Origin of the sequence: Micromonospora sp. NPDC049107 (genome assembly GCF_040648595.1) — a bacterium.
Lineage (GTDB): Bacteria > Actinomycetota > Actinomycetes > Mycobacteriales > Micromonosporaceae > Micromonospora.
Window position 1 is genome coordinate 65,269 of the sequence record NZ_JBEZEC010000001.1, and the last position, 20,511, is coordinate 85,779.

Genomic DNA, 20,511 nt, shown 5'->3' on the forward strand with positions numbered 1-20,511 from the left:
ATGACCGGATCGACCCGACCCTCGGCCACCATCACCGGTATGGGGCTGGTGACGCCCGTCGGGCGGGGGGTAACGGACTTCTTCGCGGCGATCTGCAACGGGCGCTCCGGGCTGGTGCGCCCGCCCGAGGGGCACGGCGCGGCCGCCGCCACGGAGGTGGTCGGGATCGCCCCGGACATCGACCCCACCACCGTGTTGCCGCCCAACGAGGTGCTGGCCGCCGACCGGTTCCTGATCATGGGTCTGGCCGCCGCCGACGACGCGATGCGTGACGCCGGCCTGGAGGTCGGCCGCGACGTCGACCCACTGCGGGTCGCCGTGGTCGTCTCCAGTGGCGCGGGTGGCCTCACCACCTACGAGGCGCAGGCCAAGGCCCGCGTGGAGCGCGGCCGCACCGCCGTGAGCGCGTACCTCTATCCGGGTTTCCTCCCCAACATGGCCGCCGCGCGCATTGCCATCAGGTACGGCATCCAGGGCTACAGCTCGTGCATCGCGACCGCCTGCGCGGCCAGCGCGCACGCCGTGGCGGAGGCGCTGCGACTCATCCGGTCCGGCGACGCGGACGTGGTCGTGTGCGGTGGGGCGGAGTCACCGCTCGGGCCGACCGGCACCGCCGGTTTCGCCAACGCGCGGGCGCTCGCCACCGGCTGGTCCGACCCGACGCAGGCGAGCCGCCCGTTCGACCGGCGACGCAACGGCTTCGTGCTCGGCGAGGGCGCCGGGATCCTGGTCGTCGAGCGCGCCGAGCACGCGGACGCGCGCGGGGTTGCCGGCTACGCCGACATCATCGGGTGGGGCGCCACCACCGACGCCTTCCACCCCACGTCGCCGCGGGCGGACGGCGCCGGCGCCGCGCAGAGCATGCGCCGGGCGGTCGCCGACGCCGGCGTCGCGCCCACCGACGTCGACTACATCAACGCCCACGGCACGAGCACCAAACGGGGCGACCTGGCCGAGACCCGCGCCGTCCACAGCGCATTCGGTACGCACGCCCCGGCGGTCAGCTCCACCAAGGGCGTGACCGGGCACCTGCTGGGCAGCGCCGGAGCCGTCGAGGCGGCGGCGACGGCCCTGGCGGTCACCTACGGGATGCTGCCGCCGACCAACAACCTGGACGATCCGGACCCGGCCTGCGACCTCGACCACGTGCGGGGTCAGGCGCGTCCGGTCCGGCCCCGCGCGGTCCTGTCCAACTCCTTCGCGTTCGGCGGACACAACGTCAGCCTGATGTTCGGTCCGCCCTCCACGGCGCGGGTCCGGGAGGCGGACCCGGCGGCGGCGGTCACCACCACGGATCAACGATGAGAGGAGCGCGATGACAACGACGGAATTCACGCTGACCGACGAGGAGCGGGCCGCGCTGCCCACCGACGAGGACGTCCGGTCGTACGCCGAGCGGGGCTGGTACCTCAGCCAGAAGCTGCTCACCGACGACGAGGTGGACACGCTCGTCGAGGCCACCGAGCGGTTCTACGCGGGTCACCGCGACCGGCGGTTGCCCCGGCGGCCGGCGAAGCTGGCCTACTGGGAGCCGGAACACGGCGACGTGCAGCGACACAACGACTACGTGCACTACGAGAGCGACGAGGTCGCCGCGATCCTGCGCAAGCCGATCATCGGCGCGGTCGCGGCGCGGCTGGCGGAGGCGGCCGAGATCCGGGTGTTCCAGAGCACCTTGATCCTCAAGCCGCCGAGCCCCGGCGAGCCGACCAACATCGTGCCCTGGCACTTCGACCGTCACTACTGGCAGACCTGCACCTCCGAGCGGATGCTGACCGCCTTCATCCCGATGCACGAGTGCACCGAGGAGATGGGCACGATCACGATGGTCGACGGCAGCCACACCTGGAAGGAGGTCGGGGGCGACGACAAGACCACGCGGCACTTCGCCGAGCGCGACCGTTCCGAGCTGGAGGATCTGCTCGTCAACAACGCCGAGTACAACGGCGCGCAGGTCAACAAGATCCCGATGCACATCCCCAAGGGCCACATGAGCTTCCACCACTGCCGTACGTACCACGGCAGTGGGGCCAACCGGAGTCCGCGCGCCCGGCGCGCCATCTCTCTGCACCTGCAGGACGGCGACAACCGCTACCGGCGGTTCCACCGCTCCGACGGCGACCTCGTCGTCTACAACCACGATTCCCTGGTACGCCGTGACGAGGCGGGTCTGCCCGACTACAGCGACCCGCAGTTCTGCCCGGTTCTCTGGCGCTCCTCGAACCCGCAGAGCGAGACGGCATGACCGTTGGCACGCCCCGGCCCGTGGCAGTCGCACGGGACCGGGGCGACAGCCGGCGCGATCCGCTGCTGTGGCCGGAGGAGTGCCTCTTCGCGGTGGCCCTCACCCTCGTCGCCGCGCTCGCCCTCGTCACCGGCGCGGTCTCCTGGGCGATGATCGCCGCGTCGACCGTGCTGGTCGGCGCGCTGATCGCCGGGTTCGCGCTGTCCCGGCGCCGCCGCGCCGCCGCGTCGGGGCCGGCGGTGCTCGACGCGCGGGTGGGCGGCCCGGCGAGGGTGGCCAGGTTCGTCGGCGGGGTCGCCCGGACGGCGGTGCCGTTCCTGTCCTGCCTGGTGATCTACTCAAGTCTGCGCGACATCACCCCGGAGCTGGACTTTCCGCTCGTCGATCCCGCGTTGATCGAGTTCGACCGCGCGGTCTTCGGCGGCGACGTCAGCCGTTGGCTCAACGACACCCTCGGCTCACCCGCGTTGACGCTGTTCATGGCGATCTGCTACCTGAGCTACGGCCTCTCCCAGGGGGCGTACGCCATCTTTTCGTACGTGCGGGGCCATGTGCGCGAGTACCACGACTTCGCGCTCGCGATCTCCATCACCGCGGTGGTCGGCTACTCCGGCTACGTGCTGGTGCCGGGGGTGGGTCCGCACATCTACCAGACCGACGTCTACGCCGACCCGCTCCCCGGTCACGAGGGATCGATCGGCGGCGCGCTGGACGCCATCACCGCCGTCCAGGGTCCGGCGCGGGATCTCTTTCCCAGCCTGCACACCGCCATGACGGTGGTGCTGATGGTGTATCTGTGGCGCGACGCCCGTCGCCTGTTCTGGTGGTACCTGCCGATCGGCCTGGGGTTGCTGCTGTCCACGTTGTACCTACGCAAGCACTACGCCGTCGACCTGCTGGCCGGGACAGTTCTCGCGGTGCTGGCCGTGGTGGTGGCCGGGCGGGTCAACCGCTGGTGGTACCGGCCCCGGATCGACCCACCCGCCGAAGCAGCTCGGTCATCCGCGCCGTAACGGCGTCGACGACCTGCGGGTGGTCGAGGATGAAGTGCCCGCCGTCCACGACGGTCAGGTCGAAGCGTTCCGCCGTCTCCTGCTGCCAGGCCAGCGCGCCCGCCGCGTCGGCCATCCGATCGTGGCGGCCCACCAGGGCGGCGATCGGACACCCCAACGCCGTCCGGGGTGGGCGGGCGTAGGTCTCCGCCAGCCGCAGGTCGGTCCGCAGCACCGGCAGGGCGAGCCGTATCAGCGCCGGTTCGGCGAGGACCTCGGCCGGGGTGCCGCCGAGACGTCCCAGCGATTCGATCAGCCGGTCGTCGTCCAACCCGTGCAGAGGGCGGTGGGCGAGACCGGCGGCGGGCCCGTTGCGCCCCGCGACGATCACCAGCTCGGGGCCCGGGCCGGTGCGCGCCAGCGTCGCCGCCACCTCGTACGCCAGCAGCGCGCCGAAGCTCTGCCCGGCCAGGGCGTACGGACCCGACAGGCGGCCGCGCACCGCGTCGCACGCGGCGGTCACCAGCCGGGGCCAGTCGTCGATCGCCGGCTCCTGTCGGCGGGTGCCGTGGCCGGGCAGCTCCACCGGCTCGACGACCACTCCGGCCGGCAGCCACCGCCTCCACCTGGTGAAATGCGACGCTGAGCCACCGGCGGCCGGGAAGCCGAACACCGTCAACGACGGTGGACCTGAACGCCCGTTATTCCGTGCTTCTTCGGCAACCAGGACGTGATCTATCAGCATTGACATCTCGCTTCTCGTCCGATGTACTTCAACGTACAGGGAAATCATCAGGCGGGGAATGGCCGCTACAGTTCACCGAACGGATGCGCGTGGGGGGTGCCGTGGGGATGCGCCGCGACCGTCGCTCAGCCGCCAGGGCAGGTGCCACCGACATCGCGGTGGTAGGCGTCGGTTGCCGGTTCCCCGGCGGAGTGGACGACCTCGACTCGCTGTGGCGCGTCCTGGACGAGGGGCGTGACGTCACCGGCCCCGTCCCGGCCGGGCGACCCGGCGCCGCCTCGCTCGACACGGTCGGCACCGGCGGGTTCCTGCCCGACATCGACCTGTTCGACGCCGAGTTCTTCGGCGTCTCACCCCACGAGGCGCGCGAGATGGACCCGCAGCAGCGGCTCCTGCTGACGCTCGCCTGGCGTGCCATGGAGCACAGCGGTGTGCCGCTGTCAGCCTGGGCGGGCAGCAACACCGGGGTCTACTTCGGCATCCTGGCGATGGACTACGCCGTCCTGCACGCCCGCACCCTCGGCGTCGACCACGTGGGGGCGCACTACGCCAGCGGCAAGGAGTTCAGCTTCGGGTCAGGCCGGGTGGCGTACACGTTCGGTCTGAACGGGCCGTGCATGACCCTGACCGCCGCCTGCGCGTCGTCGCTGCTGGCGGTGCACCTCGCCGCGCGTGCCCTGGCGGCGGGCGACTGCGACACCGCGCTGGCCGGTGGGGTCAACCTGATGGTCGGTCCGGAGCTGACCCTCTACATGCGACGTATCCAGGCGCTGTCACCGCAGGGGCTCTGCCGCCCGTTCGACGCGGACGCCGACGGCGTGGTGCGCGGCGAGGGCGGCGCGGTCGTCGTCCTCAAGAGGTACGCGGACGCCGTCGCCGACGGCGACCAGATCTGGGGCGTGATCAAGGGAAGCGCGACGAACCACGACGGCCGCAGCGCCGGCCTGACCGCGCCCAACGCCCTGGCCCAGGAGCAGTTGCTGCGCAACGCGCTCCGCGACGCCGACGTGTCGCCCGCCGACATCGAGTACGTCGAGGCGCACAGCACCGGCACGCCGCTGGGTGACCCGATCGAGCTCAGCGCGTTGGCAGCGGTCTTCGGTCCCGAACGTGCGCCGGAGCGCCCGCTGCTCGTCGGCTCGCACAAGGCCAACTTCGGCCACCTCGACTCCGCCGCCGGCATCCTCGGCCTGCTCAAGGGCCTGCTGGTCGCGCGTACCGGGGTGGTGCCGCCGCAGATCAAGCTGGCGCAGCCGACGCCACGGTTCGGCTGGTCCGGTTCCGGGTTGGCGGTCCCCACCACCCGCACGGTGTTGCCCCACGCACCCCACCGCCTCACCGGCGTCAGCGCGTTCGGTCTGTCCGGCAGCAACGTGCACGTCGTGCTCGCCGCGCCCCCAAAGGAGCGCGCCGCGCAGCCGCCGGCGCCCGTGTCGTGGCCGGTGCTGGTGCTGTCCGGCCCCTCCGGGTCGGCGCTGGCCGACCAGGTCACCCGGCACGCGGCACTGCTCGACGACCCCGCGACGGCGGAGCCGGACCAGCTCGGCGACCTGTTGTTCAGCATCGGTGCCCGGCGTAGCCACCACACGCACCGGCTCGCTCTGACCGGCGGGAGCGCCGCCGACCTGCGCGGCGCGTTGGCCGGTCACCAGGCCGGCGAGAGGTCCGCCAACGCGGTCAGCGGCGAACTGCTGCACGACGGTCCGGCGTACGTGGTGCAGGTGTTCTCCGGCCAGGGCTCGCAGTACCCCGGCATGGGTCTCGACCTCTACCGCGCCGACCCGACGATGCGCGCCACGCTCGACGAATGCGACGCGTTGACCCGGCGGATCGCCGGATGGTCGCTGCTGGAGGAGCTGGGTCGCCGCACCGGCAGCCGGTTGTCCGAGACCCGGTTCGCCCAACCGGCGATCTTCGCGATCCAGATCGGGCTCTCCCGGCTCTGGGCCCGGTGGGGTGTTCCGCCGGACTCGGTCGTCGGCCACAGCATGGGGGAGGTCGCCGCGGCCTGCGCGGCCGGCGCGCTGCCGCTGGAAGACGCGCTGCGGGTCATCGTGCTGCGGGGAGAGCTGTTGCAGCCGGCGTCCGGCAGCGGACGGATGGCCGCCATCGCGCTCTCCGCCGACGAGGTCACCGCCACCATCGGCCGGTACGCCGAGGTGGTGATCGCCGCGGTCAACGGGCCTCGCTCGGTCGTGGTCGCCGGCCCGACGGTCGCCGTGGACCGGCTGCTGGCCGACCTGACCGCCGCCGGGGTGCGGTGCGTGCCGCTGGCCGGCGACTACGCGTTCCACAGTCCGGCGGTCGCGGCGTACGGCGACGAGTTGGAGCGCCGGCTCGACGGCCTGACACCGGCCGAGCCGCGTGTGCCGATGCTGTCCAGCGTCGACCCGAGCGGCGTCGTACCGGAGTTCGGGCCGGCCTACTGGGGCCGCAACGTGCGCGAGCCCGTGCTGTTCTGGCCGGCGATCGACCGGCTGCTGTCCCGGCGGCCGGCGGTCTTCGTGGAGCTGGGTCCGCATCCGGTCCTGACCGGGCCGCTGGCGGCGTCACTCGTGGCCCGCTCCCGTCGTGGCGCGGCGATCGGCAGCCTGGCGCGGGGCCGACCGCCGGTGGAGACCCTGACCCGAGCCCTCGCCGAGGCGTACACCGCCGGTGTCGCGGTGGACTGGGCAGCGGTGTACGGCGAGGGTCGGCGGTACCGGCCGCTGCCGCCGGTCCGGCTCTCCGAGGAGCGGTACTGGCTGCCGACCCCCGAGTCCGTCGCCCTGCCCGCACCGCAGGCGGTGGGGACGGATCCCGTCGGCTCCGCGCACGGCGTCGCCGGCGTGGCGCTGGGCGAGCTGCGGGCCGAGGTGCGCCTCATCGCGCCGGACGGCACCGTCGTGCAGACGTTGGCCGGTGTCGGTGTGCCGACGACCGCCGCGCCCAACGGTGCCGGTGGCCGGGGTGGCGAGGGTGTCGGCGAGCGACGCGGCACCGGTGCGGCCGCCAACGGCGCCGGTGTCGGCGGTACGACCGTCAACGGTGTCGCCGGCGGGGGCGGTGTCGGCGGCGCGACGGCCAACGGCGCGACGGCCAACGGCGCGACTGCCAACGGCGCGACTGCCGGCGGTACGGATGCCGCGGGCGCGGGTGTCGGCGGTGGCGGGAGCGGCATCGGCGGCCGTGACGGCACCAACGGGGCCGGCGCCCGCGCTCGCACCCCGGTGGAGCGGGAGCGGATCGCCGCCCTGGTCAACGATGCCGTCGCCGAGGCCCTCGGCTACGAGCCCGGCCGCCGTCTGGCGCGCGGGCGCGGCTTCTTTGAGCTGGGCATGGACTCGCTAGCCCTGGTCGCGCTCGTCAGCCGGCTCGAACGCGAGCTGGGCGCTGTCCTCGGGGCTGCCGTCGGCATCGAGCACCCGACCATCGACGCTCTCACCGACCACCTTGTCGCCGAGGCACTCCCGGCCGGGCCGCCGCCTCCCGCCGAGTCAACAGAGCCGGCGCGCCCGGTTGAGCCGCCCCGCCAGGCTGCGTCACCGCCGATCGCCGCGGCGGCGGCTGTTCCGGTCGCGTCGGTCGTACGCGGGCCGGCCGAGCCGGTGGCCATCGTGGGCATCGGTTGCCGGCTGCCGCGGGCCGACGGTCCCGAGCAGTTCTGGCGGCTGCTGTCCGACGGGGTCGACGCCACCGGCGACGTGCCGGCGGACCGGTGGGACGCCGAGGCGCTGCTCGGCGCCGGTCCCGGCGCCCCCGGCACCGTGGTCACCCGCCGTGGTGGTTTCCTGGACCGGGTCGACCTGTTCGACAACGCGTTCTTCCGGATCTCGGCCCGGGAGGCCCGGGCCATGGACCCGCAGCAGCGCCTCTTCCTGGAGGTGGCCTGGGAAGCGCTCGAGGACGCCGGGGTCACGCGGGAGCACCGGCGATCCGCCCGGGTCGGCGTTTTCGTCGGCATGAACACCACCGACTACCAGCAACTGCTCACCCGGCGGGCCCGGGACGTCGACCTCTACTACGGCACGGGCAACTCCTTCAGCGGCACGGCCGGCCGGTTGTCGTACTTCCTGGACGTTCGCGGCCCCAGTCTGGCGATCGACACGGCCTGCTCGTCGTCGCTGGTCGCGGTGCACCTGGCCGTGCAGAGCCTGCGCGCCGGGGAGGCCGACGTCGCGCTCGCCGGCGGGGTGAACGTGATGGTGAGGCCCACCGTGCACCTGGCGATGTCGGCCGCGGGCGCGCTGTCGCCCGACGGTCGCTGCAAGACCTTCGACGCCAGCGCCGATGGCTACGGGCGCGGTGAGGGTGCCGGGGTGGTGGTGCTCAAGACACTCGCGCAGGCCGAGCGCGACGGCGACCGGGTCTACGCCGTGATCCGTGGCAGCGCGGTCAACCACAACGGCGCGAGCGGCGGCCTGACCGTGCCCGGCGGCGAGGCGCAGGAGGAGCTGATCCGCACGGCGCTCGCCGCCGGTGGTGTCGCCGCGTCGGACGTGGACTACCTGGAGGCGCACGGCACCGGCACGGTACTCGGGGACGCCGTGGAGCTGCGGGCGATCGCGCGTGCGCTCGGCGGCGGGCGGCAGCCGGACCGGCCGCTGCTGGTCGGGTCCGTCAAGACCAACATCGGCCACCTGGAGGCGGCCGCTGGTATCGCCGGGCTGATCAAGACCGCGCTGGCGCTGCGACACGGCGAGCTGCCCGCGCACCTGCACGTCACCCGTCCCACCTCCCAGGTGGACTGGGCGCGGCTGCCGGTCCGGATCACCACGTCCACGACGGCGTGGCCGGCCACCGGCGGGCGACCCCGGGTCGCCGGGGTGAGCGCGTTCGGATTCACCGGGACCAACGCCCACGTGGTGCTCAGCGGGCCGGCCACCCCGGCGTCGCCGAACGGGCACCGGACACCGGGCGTCGCCGCGTCCGCCAGGGCCGGCGCGATCATTTCCGGCCGGGCTCACCTCCTGGTTCTGTCGGCCGCCGGGGACGGCGCCCTGGCCGCCGCCCGGGAGAGCTTCGCGGACGTGCTGTCCGCGCAGGGCGGCGCGGACATCGCCGACATCTGCCACGCAGCGGCGACCCGGCGCGCTCACCTGGAGCACCGGCTGGCGGTGGTCGGTCGCGGGATCGCCGACCTCGCCGCCGGGCTGTCCGGTGGCGACGGCGCGCACCAGGGCGCGGTGTCCGACGAGTCCGAGCGCCTGGTCCTCGTGTACGGGGACCGCGCGTCGGTCGACTGGCGTGCCCTCGATCGCGACGAGCCCGCCTTCCGGGCCACGTTGGACGCGCTCGACGACAGCGGCGCGCTGCGTACGGCGCTTACCGCCGGCGACGCGGATCGGGGCGAGCCGGCCGCCGTGCTGGCCGTACAACTCGCGCTCACCGCCGTCTGGGAGGCATACGGGGTACGGCCCGACGCGGTCGTCGGACGTGGCGTCGGTGAGTTGGCAGCGGCGTGCGCGGCGGGTGCGCTCGACCGGGCGCGGGCGATCGGCGCGGCGCTCGACGGCACGACCGTCACCGTGGCGGCACCCACCGACACCTCCTCGACGCCCGTGCTGTGGCTGGCCTCGGCGGGCGGTCCGGTGTCCGGTCCGCACCCGGTGTCCGCCCGGTCACCGGCGTCGGGCTGGGACGCGCTGGCCGCGTCGCTCGCGGCGGCGGGGGAGCGGGTGTGGCTCGCGGTCGACGGCGGGTCGGACGCCGCGGCTGTCGCCGCGGGTGGGGAGGCGAGCCTCCTGGCGGTCGGTGCGGACCTGGGCCGTCCGGAGGGATTCCTCGACGTCATCGCCCAGCTCCACGTGGTCGGTGTCGGCATCCACTGGGAGAGGCTGTTCGGCCGCCGCCCGTACCGGGCGGTGCTGCCGCGCTACCCGTGGCAGCGACGCCGGCACTGGGCGGATACGTCGGACCCGGCGACCGGTTCGGCGGCCGTCGCCCAGCGGTCGGGCTCCGTGACCACGACGCCGGCTGTCCCGACCACTCCGGCGCTCACCGGCACCACCCTGCCCGACGATGTCCGGGACCGCTGCGCCGCGCGTACGTTCACCGTCCGGTGGCGTCGCGTCCTGCCGCCCGCCCCGGAGGCGGCGGCCGGGCGGTGGCTCGTCGTCCCGCTCACGGGCGCGTCCGTTGAGGCGGGTCAGCGGGTGGTCGATGGTCTGCGGCTCGCCGGCGTCGAGGTGACCTGGCGGCCACCGTCCGTCGGCGCGGGCCCCGACGACGACCGGGGCGGTAGGCCGACCGCCGGCGTGGGGGAGGGCGACCTGCCGCCGTGGGCCGATGTTCCGCCGGACCACGGGATCGTGCTGGTCGCGGCGGCCGCACCCGGCAGTGTGCCGGTCGAGGTCCTGGTAGCGGGTGTCGTGCGGGCAGCCCGTCAGCTTCGCGCCGGACTCGACGTGCCGTCCGGGCGGTTGCGCGTCGTCACCGCCGGGGCGTACCAGCCGACCGGTGCCGGCGAGGCGGACCCGGCGCAGGCGGCGGTGTGGGCGGCCGGGCGGGTGCTCGCCATGGAGGCCGCGCCCGGGTGGGGCGGTCTGGTCGACGTCGACCCGCGCCTGCTCGGCACCGCGCCACGTCAGGCAGGCGGCGAGCCGGGCCAGGCGGGCGGCGAGCCGGGCCAGCAGGACGTCGGCTGGACTCCCGGCGACGCTGCCGGACTCGCCGGTGCGCTGACGGCCCCGCGTGGGTCCGCTACCGACCCGGCCGAGGACGAGCTGCTCCTGCGCGAAGGAGCCTGGTACGCCGGACGGTTGTCCACGGCGGACCCGCTGCCGACCGCGCTGCCCGAGTTCGACTGTGATCCGGACGCCTGGTACCTGGTGACCGACGCGCTGCACCCGGCCAGCCGACCGTTCGTGGACGTGCTCGTACGCCGTGGCCTGCGTCGGCTGATCGTCGGGGAAGCCACCCCGCCCGACGATGCGCCGTCCCACGCCACCCCGCCCGACGTCACGCCGTCCGACGGTGCGTCCCCGGGGCACGTACGGCTCGCCGAGCTGACAGCGGCCGGCGTGGAGGTGCGACGGATCGACCTCACGGCGGCAGACCGTGGGGCGGACGAACGATCGGCGGCAGACCGCGCGGCGGATCTCGCGGCCGACCTGACGCCGGACGCGTTGGGCGCCCCGCTCGGTGGCGTGCTGCTGGTCGGCAAGCCCGCGCCGGCCGCCCCGCTCGACACCCTCGACGAGGGCGCGGTGTCGTCGGCCGTGCGCTGGGCTGAGGTCGTACACCGGCTGGACCTGGCGACCCGGGACCTCGCGCCGCCGCTGTTCTGCGTGACCGGCGCGGCGGCCGCGGTCTGGGGGGCCACCGGGATGGCCGCGCGGGCCGCCGCCGAGGGCGCGGTCGACGCGGTGACCACGGCGCGGGAGCGGGCCGGTCTACCCGTCCAGGTGGTGCGGTTCATGCCCGTCGACGACCCGGCCGAGCTGTCCCGCCGGGACCGGATGGTGATGGTCGACAGCGGCCTGCGGCCGCTGGCCGGCGCGGAGCTGGGCGAGGCCTTCGAGGTGGCGCTCCGGGCGGGCCTGACCCAGGTCACGGTGGCGGACGTGGACGCGCCCCGGTACGCGCGGGTGTGCCGGGAGCGGGCCGACCGCGCGTTCCTGGCCGAGGTGGGCGTCGAGTCCGTGGCGAGCGACGGCCGATCGCAGGAGGCCGGCAGGTCGGTCGCACCGCTGGCTGCCGTCGTGCTGGCGCTGCCGGCCGAGCAGCGGGCCGAGCGTCTGTTGGAGGCGGTGCTCGACGCGGTGGCCGAGGTGTTGGGCGAGGCGTCCGGGGTGGACGTGCTGGCCCATCAGGGCTTCTTCGACCTCGGCATGGACTCGGTGATGTCGCTGAGCCTGCGCGGCTGGTTGGAACGCGGGCTGGGGGTGGACCTGCCGGCGACGCTCACGTTCGAGTTTCCCAACGCGGCGGCGCTCACCGACCACCTGCTGACGCTGCTCGATCCGGCCGCCGACCCGGCCCGGTCGAGCACGCCGGCCACCACGCCCGCCACCACGGCGACCGGCGTGCCCGACGACGCCGACGACGACCTGGCGGCGATGTCCGAGGACGAGCTGATCGCGCGGCTGTCGGCCGCGCTCGCGGAGGGGGGCTGAGATGTCGACGACCGCTTCGCGTACACCGGACAGCCGCCGGCTCATGGCCGACGCGCTGCGCACCATCGAGGATCTGCGCCGCCGCCTTGCCGACAGTCGGGACGGTTGGTTGGACGAACCGATCGCCATCGTCGGGATGGCCTGCCGGTTCCCCGGCGGCGCGCACTCGCCGGAGGAGTTCTGGACCCTGCTGCGCAACGGGGTGGACACGACCTCGGAGTTCCCGGCGGAGCGCGCCGACGCCGGCGCGTACCACGACCCGGACCCGGAGGCGCCGGGCAAGGCGTACACGATCCGGGGCGCCTTCCTCGACCAGGTCGACCGGTTCGAGCCGGAGGCGTTCGGGATCTCCCCGCGCGAGGCGCTGGGCATGGACCCGCAGCACCGCATCGCGCTGGAGATCTGCTGGGAAGGGCTGGAGCGCGCCGGCTACGCGCCCGACCGGCTCGACGGCTCGCGCACCGGCGTCTACTTCGGACTGAGCACGACCGACTACGTACGCGCCCGGCAGAGCGTCGGCGACATCGACGACGTCGACTTCTACCAGCTCACCGGCGAGCCCAGCTTCCTGGCCGGCCGCATCTCGTACCTGCTCGGACTGCGGGGGCCGAGCAAGGTCGTCGACACCTCCTGCTCGTCGTCGCTGGTCGCGCTGCACGAGGCGTGCCAGGCGCTGCGGCTGCGGGAGTGCGACCTGGCGTTGGCCGGCGGGGTGAACCTGCTGCTGTCCCCGTACGGCTTCGTGATGATGAGCAAGTTCCGCGGGCTCTCCGCCGACGGGCGGTGCAAGACCTTCGACGCGTCGGCGGACGGCTACGCCCGCGGGGAGGGCGCCGGTGTCGTGGTGCTCAAGCGGCTCTCCGCCGCGCTGGCCGACAACGACCCGATCGTCGCGGTCGTCCGCGGCTCGGCGGTCAACCACGACGGTCGCTCCAGCGGCCTCACCGTGCCGAACCCGCTCGCGCAGCAGGACGTGGTCGCCGCGGCCATGAGCCAGGCCGGCGTCGGGCCGGACGGCGTGGACTACGTCGAGGCGCACGGGACGGGCACCTCGCTGGGCGATCCCATCGAGCTGCGTTCGCTGGAAGCCGTCATCGGTCGGCACCGCCGACCCGACGACCCGCTGCTGGTGGGCTCGGTGAAGACGAACATCGGGCACCTGGAGCCGGCCGCCGGCATGGCCGGCCTGTTCAAGGTCGTGCTCGCCATGTCGAACGGCGAGATCCCACCGCACCTGCACCTGAACGAGCCCAACCCGAACCTGGACTGGTCCGCCTTGCACGTGCGGGTGCCCGTGACCTGTACGTCGTGGCCGGATCGGGGCCACCCGCGCACCGGCGGAGTGAGCAGCTTCGGGGCGAGCGGGACGAACGCGCACGTCGTGCTGGCGGCGCCGCCGGCCGGTGCCGCTCGGGCTGGTGCCCAACCGCCGTACGGGTTGTTCCTGGCCTCCGCGCGTACCGAGGAGGCGCTGCGTGAGCTGGCCGACCGGCACGCGCGGTGGCTCCGCGGTCCGCACGCGGTGTCCCTCGGCGACGCCTGCTACACGACGCACGTCGGCCGCGCGGTCCAGACGCACGGCCTCGCGGTCACCGCCGCCGACACCGACGAGCTGGCGGACGTCCTGTCGGCGTACGCGCAGGGCCGCCACCCGCGCGGGCTGACGGTCGCCGCCCTGCCCCGCCGCCGCGATCGCAAGGTCGCCTGGCTGTTCACCGGCCAGGGCGCCCAGTACCCGGGCATGGCCCGCGGGCTGCTGGGGAACGCCGCCTTCCGCGCCGCGTTCGAGGAGGCCGCGGCGCTCTTCGACAGCGAGCTGCCCCGCCGGTTGGCGGACGTGCTGTGGGCCGACGGTCCGACGCCGCTCGACGACACCCGGTACACGCAGCCGGCGCTGTTCGCGGTCGAGTACGCCCTGGCCCAGATGTGGCTCTCCTGGGGCCTGCGACCGTCCGCGGTGGCCGGCCACAGCGTCGGCGAGCTGGTCGCCGCCTGCGTCGCCGGTGTGCTGGACCTGCCCGCCGCCGCGACGCTGGTGGCCGCGCGGGCGCGGTTGATGGCGGAGCTGCCGGCGGGCGGCGCGATGGCCGCCGCGGGCTGCGCGGAGGAGGTCGCCGTCGCGGCGATCGACGGGTACGCGGGCACGGTCGCGGTCGCCGCGGTCAACGGGCCGGGCGACGTCACGATCTCGGGTCACGCCGCGCATCTGGCCACCGTCCTGGAGCGGCTGGCGACCGACGGCGTCCGCACCCGGCGGCTGGCCGTGTCGCACGCGTTCCACTCGCCGCTGATCCGACCCATGCTGGAGCCGTTCCGGTCGGTGCTGGCCGGGCTGTCGTTCCGCCCGCCGCGCATTCCGTTGGCGTCCAACGTCACCGGTCGGCTGTTCGGCGACGACGACCTGGGCCCGGACTACTGGCTGCGGCACGCGGCCGGCGCGGTCCGCTTCCGCGACGGGGTGCGCGCGTTGCACGACGCGGGCATGCGCACCTTCGTGGAGCTCGGGCCCGCGCCCGTGCTGACGGCCCTCGCGGCCCGCTCGCTCGCCGGCGAGCCGGATTGCGCGTTCGTGCCCACCCTGCGGCGGGGCGGTGAGGACCTGCGTGAGGTGCTCGGCGCGGTCGGCAACGTGAGCCTGCGGGGCGCACGTCCGGACTGGCGGGCCTTCCACGAGGGCGAGGACGTGCGCGCGGTACCGCTGCCGACGACACCGTGGCGCGGCGCGCACTACTGGTTCCGCGAGGTCGGGCCGGTCGCCGCGCCGGTCGCGGCCGCCGCCGAGGAGACCGGGGCCGCCGTCGTGGCCGGCGACATCCCGGGCGTCGGCCGCCGCCTGCCCGGACCCGTGCCGGCGTACGAGGTGACGCCCGAGGCGCTGGCCGGTGAGTCGCCGGGTCTCGGCGCGGTGTTGGACGTGGCGGTCCGGGCCGCCACGGACTGCCTCGGTGGCGGGTGGCGGTGCGCCGAGGATCTGAGCGTCCACACGTCGGTCCCGACCGGCGAGCGGGGTCACCTGCGGCTCACGGTCACGGCGCGGGACGACGGCTCGGCCGACTGGGAGCTGGTCGGGGCCACCGCGGCCCGGGAGGCGCTGGCCGCGCCGTGGATCCGCCACGCCAGCGGGGTGCTGCGGCGCCGGTGGCCGGCCGGCCGCCCGTACCCCGACGGGGACAACGACGTCGAGACCGCGCCGGAGGTCCCGGTGCCGGACGGCGCGGGCTGGCCCGAGGTGCTCGACGCCGCGCGGGTCGCGGTCACGGTGGCGGGCGGGGCGGAGTCGGAGAACGGGTCGACGCTGGCCGGCTGCGGCGCGCTCGGTGGCACGGCCGCGACGTCGAGTGACGTCCTGCCCCCGGGCGGCGTACGGGCGGTGCGGGTCCGCGTCGGGTCCGTGCGGGCGGTCGGCGACGTGCTGACCGGGGCCGTCGACCTGCTCGACGCCGGGGGCGTCCCGATCGGGTACGCGCAGGACGTGACAGTCGCGTCGGTGCCCGCGCCGGCCCGTTGGGAGGTCCCGGCCGACCTGCTCTACGAGCAGACCTGGGTGCCCCTGCCCGGGCCGTCCCCGCAGCCGCCGGCCGACCTGGCCGGACAGAGCTACCTGCTGGTGGCCGACCCGACGGGTCCGGATGCCGCGTTGGTGACCGGGCTGGCCGCGCTGCTGCGGGAGCGCGACGCCGCCGTCACGGTGGCGGCGCCGCCGGTGGTGGGCCAGGGGTCGGACTGCCGTCCGGACCCGGACGCCGTCCGGGAGTTGGTCGCCACCTGGTCCGCCGGCCCGGGTCGTCCCCGGCTCGCGGTGGTCCTGACCGGGCTCGACGCGCCGGGGTCCAAGGACTGCGACGCCGCGAGCCTTCAGGAGTACGCCGGGCGCGCGGACCTGACGACCCTCGCCCTCCTGCGCGCGATGCTCGACGACCCGGCGTGCGCCGACGCCCGGCTCAGCCTCGTCACCCGCGCCGCTCTGCGGGTGAGCACGGCGACCGCCGTCCCGGACGCGGCCGCCCCGGTCGCCGGCACGTTGTGGGGCCTGGGCCGGGTGCTGGCGCTGGAGCACCCGGACCGGTGGGGAGGGGCGATCGACCTGGACCCGCGGCGCCGACCCGGCGAGGACCTGATGCTGCTGGCCGCGCTGACCACGGGTGGGTTGGTCCCCGGCGACCCGTCCGGCGTCGGCCCGGCCGACGCACAGGACGGCTACGACGACCAGCAGGCGCTGCGCGCGGACCGTCGGTACGCGCTGCGCCTGACCCCCGCGCCCCCACTGCCAGCCGAGGCGCTGCGCCGTCGGCCGCCGGTCCACGGCGAGGCCACGTACCTGATCACTGGGGCGTTCGGCGGGATCGGCCTGACCGTCGCGGAATGGCTGGCCCGCGCCGGCGCCGGCCGCCTGGTGCTGCTCGCCCGCACCGCGTTGCCCGAGCGGGACGGTTGGGCCGACGCGACCGGGGAGGCCGCGCGGCGGATCGACGCGGTGCGGCGGCTGGAGCGGCTGGGGACCACCGTCGACGTGGTCGCCGCCGACGTGGTCGACGAGGCGGCGATGACCGCCGTGTTCGCCGCGCTGGAGAACGGCGCCCAGCCGCTGCGCGGTGTCGTCCACGCGGCCGGCGTGTCGGAGCCCGAGTTCGCCCGTACGGCCACCGACGCCGCGTACCGGCGGGTGTGGCGACCGAAGGTGATCGGCGGCTGGCTGCTGCACCAGCTCACGCGCGGCGCGAAGCTGGATTTCTTCATCGGCTTCTCGTCGATCGCCGCGACCTGGGGCTCGCAGCACCTGGCCAGCTACGCGGCCGGCAACGCGTTCCTCGACGCGCTGGCGGGGCACCGCGAGGCCGCCGGCCTGCCGGCCCTGTCCGTCGCGTGGGGCCCGTGGGACCTGCCGTCCGCTCTCTTCGGCGACGAGGTGATGGCGTTCCTGAAGGCCACCGGCTTGCGGCCGTTGCCGGCCGAGCAGAGCATCCGGATCCTGACGGCGCTCGCGGCCGGCGACGCCACGCAGCGGGTGGTGTGCGCGGTGGACTGGTCGGTGTTCAAGCCGGTCATGCAGGCCCGCACGGAGCGGCCGATGCTGCGCGGCATCACCGCCGACGAACCGGCCGCGGACGATGTCGCGGAGGCGCCGCTGCTGGCCGGCCTGCGCGCCGAGGGCGACCCGCGCCGGGTGCGGGCGACGCTCGGCGCGTACGCGGTCGAGTTGGCGACGGACGTCCTGGGCGCCGGTTCGGGGGCGCTCGACGAGGAGAGCGACGTGCTGGCCAGCGGCATGGACTCGCTCATGGTCATGGACGCCGTCCGGCGTTGCCGGCGGGATCTCGGCCTCACCGTGCGCGCCGGTGACCTGCTCACCCTCGCCACCCCGGCACAGTGGGCCGACCTGTTCGCCGGGCTGCTGGCCGACCGGTCCGGCGACGGGTCCGCTGACGACGCCGTGCCGCCCGCCGGTGACCAGGGCGGCGGAGACCTGGCGGATGACCCGGCCAGTGACCCGGCGTGGATCGCCGGCGAGGTGACCCTCGCGCCGGACATCCGGGTGGTCGGTGATCCGCCGGCCCGGGTGCGCGATCCCCGGCACGTTCTGCTGACCGGCGCGACCGGCTTCGTGGGCGGCTACCTGCTGCACACCCTGCTCGAATCGACCACGGCCCGGGTGTGGTGCCTGGTGCGGTGCGCCGACGAGGGGGCCGGCCTGCGGCGGCTGCTGGACAACATGGAGCGCTACCTCCCCCTGCCGGCCACCGCCGTCGATCGGATCACGGTGCTGCCCGGTGACCTGGCCCGACCCGGGTTGGGCCTGTCCGCCGAGCGGTTCGACGAACTCGCCGACCTGCTGGACGGCATCTACCACTGCGGCGCCCGGGTGCATTTCGGCTACAACTACCAGCAGCTCCGACCGGACAACATCACGGGCACCGAGGAGGTGCTGCGGTTGGCCGCGCGTGGGCGGCCGACCGCGGTCCACCACGTCTCGACGTACGGCATCTGGGGCCTACCGGCCCCCGGCCGCGACGTCGTCGGCGAGGACGACGACATCGCCTCGGCCGGTCGACTGGTGACCGGATACGTGCAGACCAAGTGGGCCGCGGAGCGGCTGGTCGAGCTGGCCCGCGCGCGCGGCGTGCCGGCCGACATCTACCGGCCGGGTCGGGTGCTGGGCGACTCCCGCACCGGCGCGAGCCTGACCACCCACTTCACCACCCGGGTCATGAAGGGCTGCGTGCAGCTCGGGTTGGCGCCGGACATCGACATCAAGGTGGAGATGACGCCCGTCGACTACGTGGCGAGCGCGCTGGTGCACATCTCCCGGTACGGCCCGGCCCTGGGTGGCACGTACCACCTGGTGAGCCCGTACAAGGCACTCTTCGCGGACGTGGTGCGCGCGCTGCGTCGGCACGGCTTCGCGGTCGAGGTCGTACCCGTCGAGGAGTGGTGGCAGGCGCTCAAGGCGACCTACGCCGTGGGCACGAACGAACTGCACCCGGTCATGCCGGTGGTCCAGGAGTTCGTGGTCGGCGGCGAGGAGGCCGTCCACTACGGCGTCGACAACACCGAGGAACAACTGCGGGGCACCGACGTCCGGTGCCCGCCGTTGGACGACGACCTACTCGACATCTACCTGCGCTGGATGGTGCGGACCGGCTACCTGCCCGCTCCCACAGCGGCTGATGAAGGAGCTTGAACGACATGACTGATCATCCGCGCAGCACGCCGGAGTACGACGTCGCGATCATCGGGTCCGGCCTGTCCGGCACCATGCTGGCCGCCTGCCTGGCCCGCAACGGCGCGAAAGTGCTGATCGTCGACGGCACGACCCATCCGCGGTTCGCCATCGGCGAGTCGACCATTCCGGCGACGTCGATGATGATGCGGCTGGTCAGCGAGCGGTACGGGGTTCCCGAGATCAAGTGGCTGTCCACCTTCGAGGGCGTCCAGTCCAAGATCAACACGACGTCCGGGGTCAAGCGCAACTTCGGGTTCGTCTACCACCGGCCGGGCGAGCGCCAGGACCCGCGCGAGACCCACATGTTCCCGATTCCCAAGGTCACCCACACCGAGAGCCACTTCTACCGCCAGGACATCGACAACTGGATGCTCACGGTCGCCGCCAAGTACGGCACCACCGTGCGCCAGCAGGTGCGGATCACCGGCGTGGAGATCGACGACGACGGTGCGACGCTGAAGCACACCGGCGGTCACTTCCGGGCCAAGTTCGTGGTCGACGCCAGCGGCTTCCGCTCGGTGCTGGCCGAGCAGTTCGGCCTGCGCGAGGAGCCGACCCGGTTCCGACACCAGTCGCGGTCGCTCTTCACCCACATGGTCGGCATCCGGCCGTACGACGAGCTGGCCCCCAAGTCCCGGTACGGGCATCCCAGCCCCTGGCACGACGGCACGCTGCACCACCTGTTCCGTGGCGGCTGGATGTGGGTGATCCCGTTCGACAACCACCTGCGGGGCACCAACGACCTGTGCAGCGTCGGCCTCCAGCTCGACCCGCGGATCCACCCGGTGCCGGACTGCTCCCCGGAGGAGGAGTTCCGCCGGTTCATCGCGCAGTACCCGGACATCGAGCCGCAGTTCGCCGAAGCCCGCTCGGTGCGGGACTGGACCCGCACCGGCCGGCTGCAGTACTCGTCGCGGCAGACGGTCGGCTACCGCTGGTGCCTCACCTCGCACGCGGCCGGCTTCCTGGACCCGCTGTTCTCCCGGGGGCTGTCGAACTCGCTGGAGACGATGCACGCGCTGGTGCACCGGCTGCTCTCCGCGATCGAGGACGACGACTTCTCGGTCGAGCGGTTCGAGTACATGCAGGAGTTCGAGCAGGGTCTGCTCGACTTCAACGACGACCTGGTCGCCAACGCGTACACGTCGTTCGGCGACTGGCGGCTGTGGGACGCCTGGTTCCGCATCTGGTCACTCGGACAGTTCATCGCCACCTTCGAGGTGAACCGGGCGTACGCCCGCTTCCTGGACACCCGCGACCCGGCGGTGCTGGCACCGCTGGAGCGGCCGTGGTGGCGGGGACGGGTCATCCCGCAGGACGCGCCGTACGGCGCGGTCATGGTCCTGTTGCAGCAGGTCAACGACATGACCCGGGCCGTGCAGGAGGGGCGGGCGGACTCCGGGGAGACGGCCGCCGAGCTGCTGCGGCTGCTGCGTGAGGCGGACTTCGTGCCGCCCGCGTGGGGCCTGGCCGACCCGGACAACCAGTGGACCGACGCCAACTTCTTCGAGATCGGCAAGACCCTGCGCTGGGCCCGCAAGAAGGCGCCGAAGGCCGTCGGCGACCTCACGTACGAGGGCCTGACGCTCTTCATGAAGAAGCGCTTCTCGCCCGGCGAGTTCGCCGTTGGCGAGGAACTCAAGCACCTCATCGCCCGCTGGCCGGTGGTCGGCAAGCGACTCCGCGTCCCGACGCCGAAGTGAATCCAATGG

The 20,511-nt window shown here is 74.2% G+C and carries 7 protein-coding genes; 6 read left to right on the forward strand and 1 reads right to left on the reverse strand.

The window, feature by feature from the left end:
- From AB0B55_RS00275 to AB0B55_RS00285, 3 genes are read left to right on the forward strand one after another with little or no spacing between them, the layout of a single operon-like run.
- Complete coding sequence (locus tag AB0B55_RS00275) at positions 1-1,305, forward strand: beta-ketoacyl-[acyl-carrier-protein] synthase family protein (protein WP_357125201.1); 1,305 nt, start codon at positions 1-3, stop codon at positions 1,303-1,305.
- Positions 1,306-1,315: 10 nt separating this feature from the next.
- Complete coding sequence (locus AB0B55_RS00280) at positions 1,316-2,245, forward strand: phytanoyl-CoA dioxygenase family protein (RefSeq protein ID WP_357125204.1); 930 nt, start codon at positions 1,316-1,318, stop codon at positions 2,243-2,245.
- A gap of 20 nt (positions 2,246-2,265) precedes the next feature.
- On the forward strand, positions 2,266-3,258 hold the full coding sequence (locus AB0B55_RS00285) for a phosphatase PAP2 family protein (protein WP_357125207.1): 993 nt from the start codon (positions 2,266-2,268) through the stop codon (positions 3,256-3,258).
- On the opposite strand, the gene AB0B55_RS00290 is transcribed toward AB0B55_RS00285, so the two are convergent.
- Positions 3,191-3,910 carry an alpha/beta fold hydrolase gene (locus tag AB0B55_RS00290; protein WP_357169055.1) on the reverse strand — a complete coding sequence of 240 codons (720 nt, stop codon included), beginning with the start codon at positions 3,908-3,910 and terminating at the stop codon, positions 3,191-3,193. The two genes, AB0B55_RS00285 and AB0B55_RS00290, sit on opposite strands and share 68 nt — an antisense overlap.
- A 179-nt stretch (positions 3,911-4,089) precedes the next feature.
- Here AB0B55_RS00290 and AB0B55_RS00295 point away from each other — a divergent pair, with 179 nt between their 5' ends.
- The 3 genes from AB0B55_RS00295 to AB0B55_RS00305 are packed head-to-tail and all read left to right on the forward strand — an operon-like array spanning position 4,090 to position 20,502.
- Complete coding sequence (locus AB0B55_RS00295) at positions 4,090-12,078, forward strand: beta-ketoacyl synthase N-terminal-like domain-containing protein (protein ID WP_357169058.1); 7,989 nt, start codon at positions 4,090-4,092, stop codon at positions 12,076-12,078.
- Between the two features lies 1 nt (position 12,079).
- A complete protein-coding gene (locus tag AB0B55_RS00300) occupies positions 12,080-18,757 on the forward strand; it encodes a thioester reductase domain-containing protein (RefSeq protein WP_357169061.1) in 6,678 nt (2,225 codons plus the stop codon).
- Between the two features lie 5 nt (positions 18,758-18,762).
- Positions 18,763-20,502 (forward strand): NAD(P)/FAD-dependent oxidoreductase, encoded by a 1,740-nt coding sequence (locus tag AB0B55_RS00305; RefSeq protein ID WP_357125221.1) that lies wholly within the window; start codon positions 18,763-18,765, stop codon positions 20,500-20,502.
- Positions 20,503-20,511 lie beyond the last annotated feature (9 nt).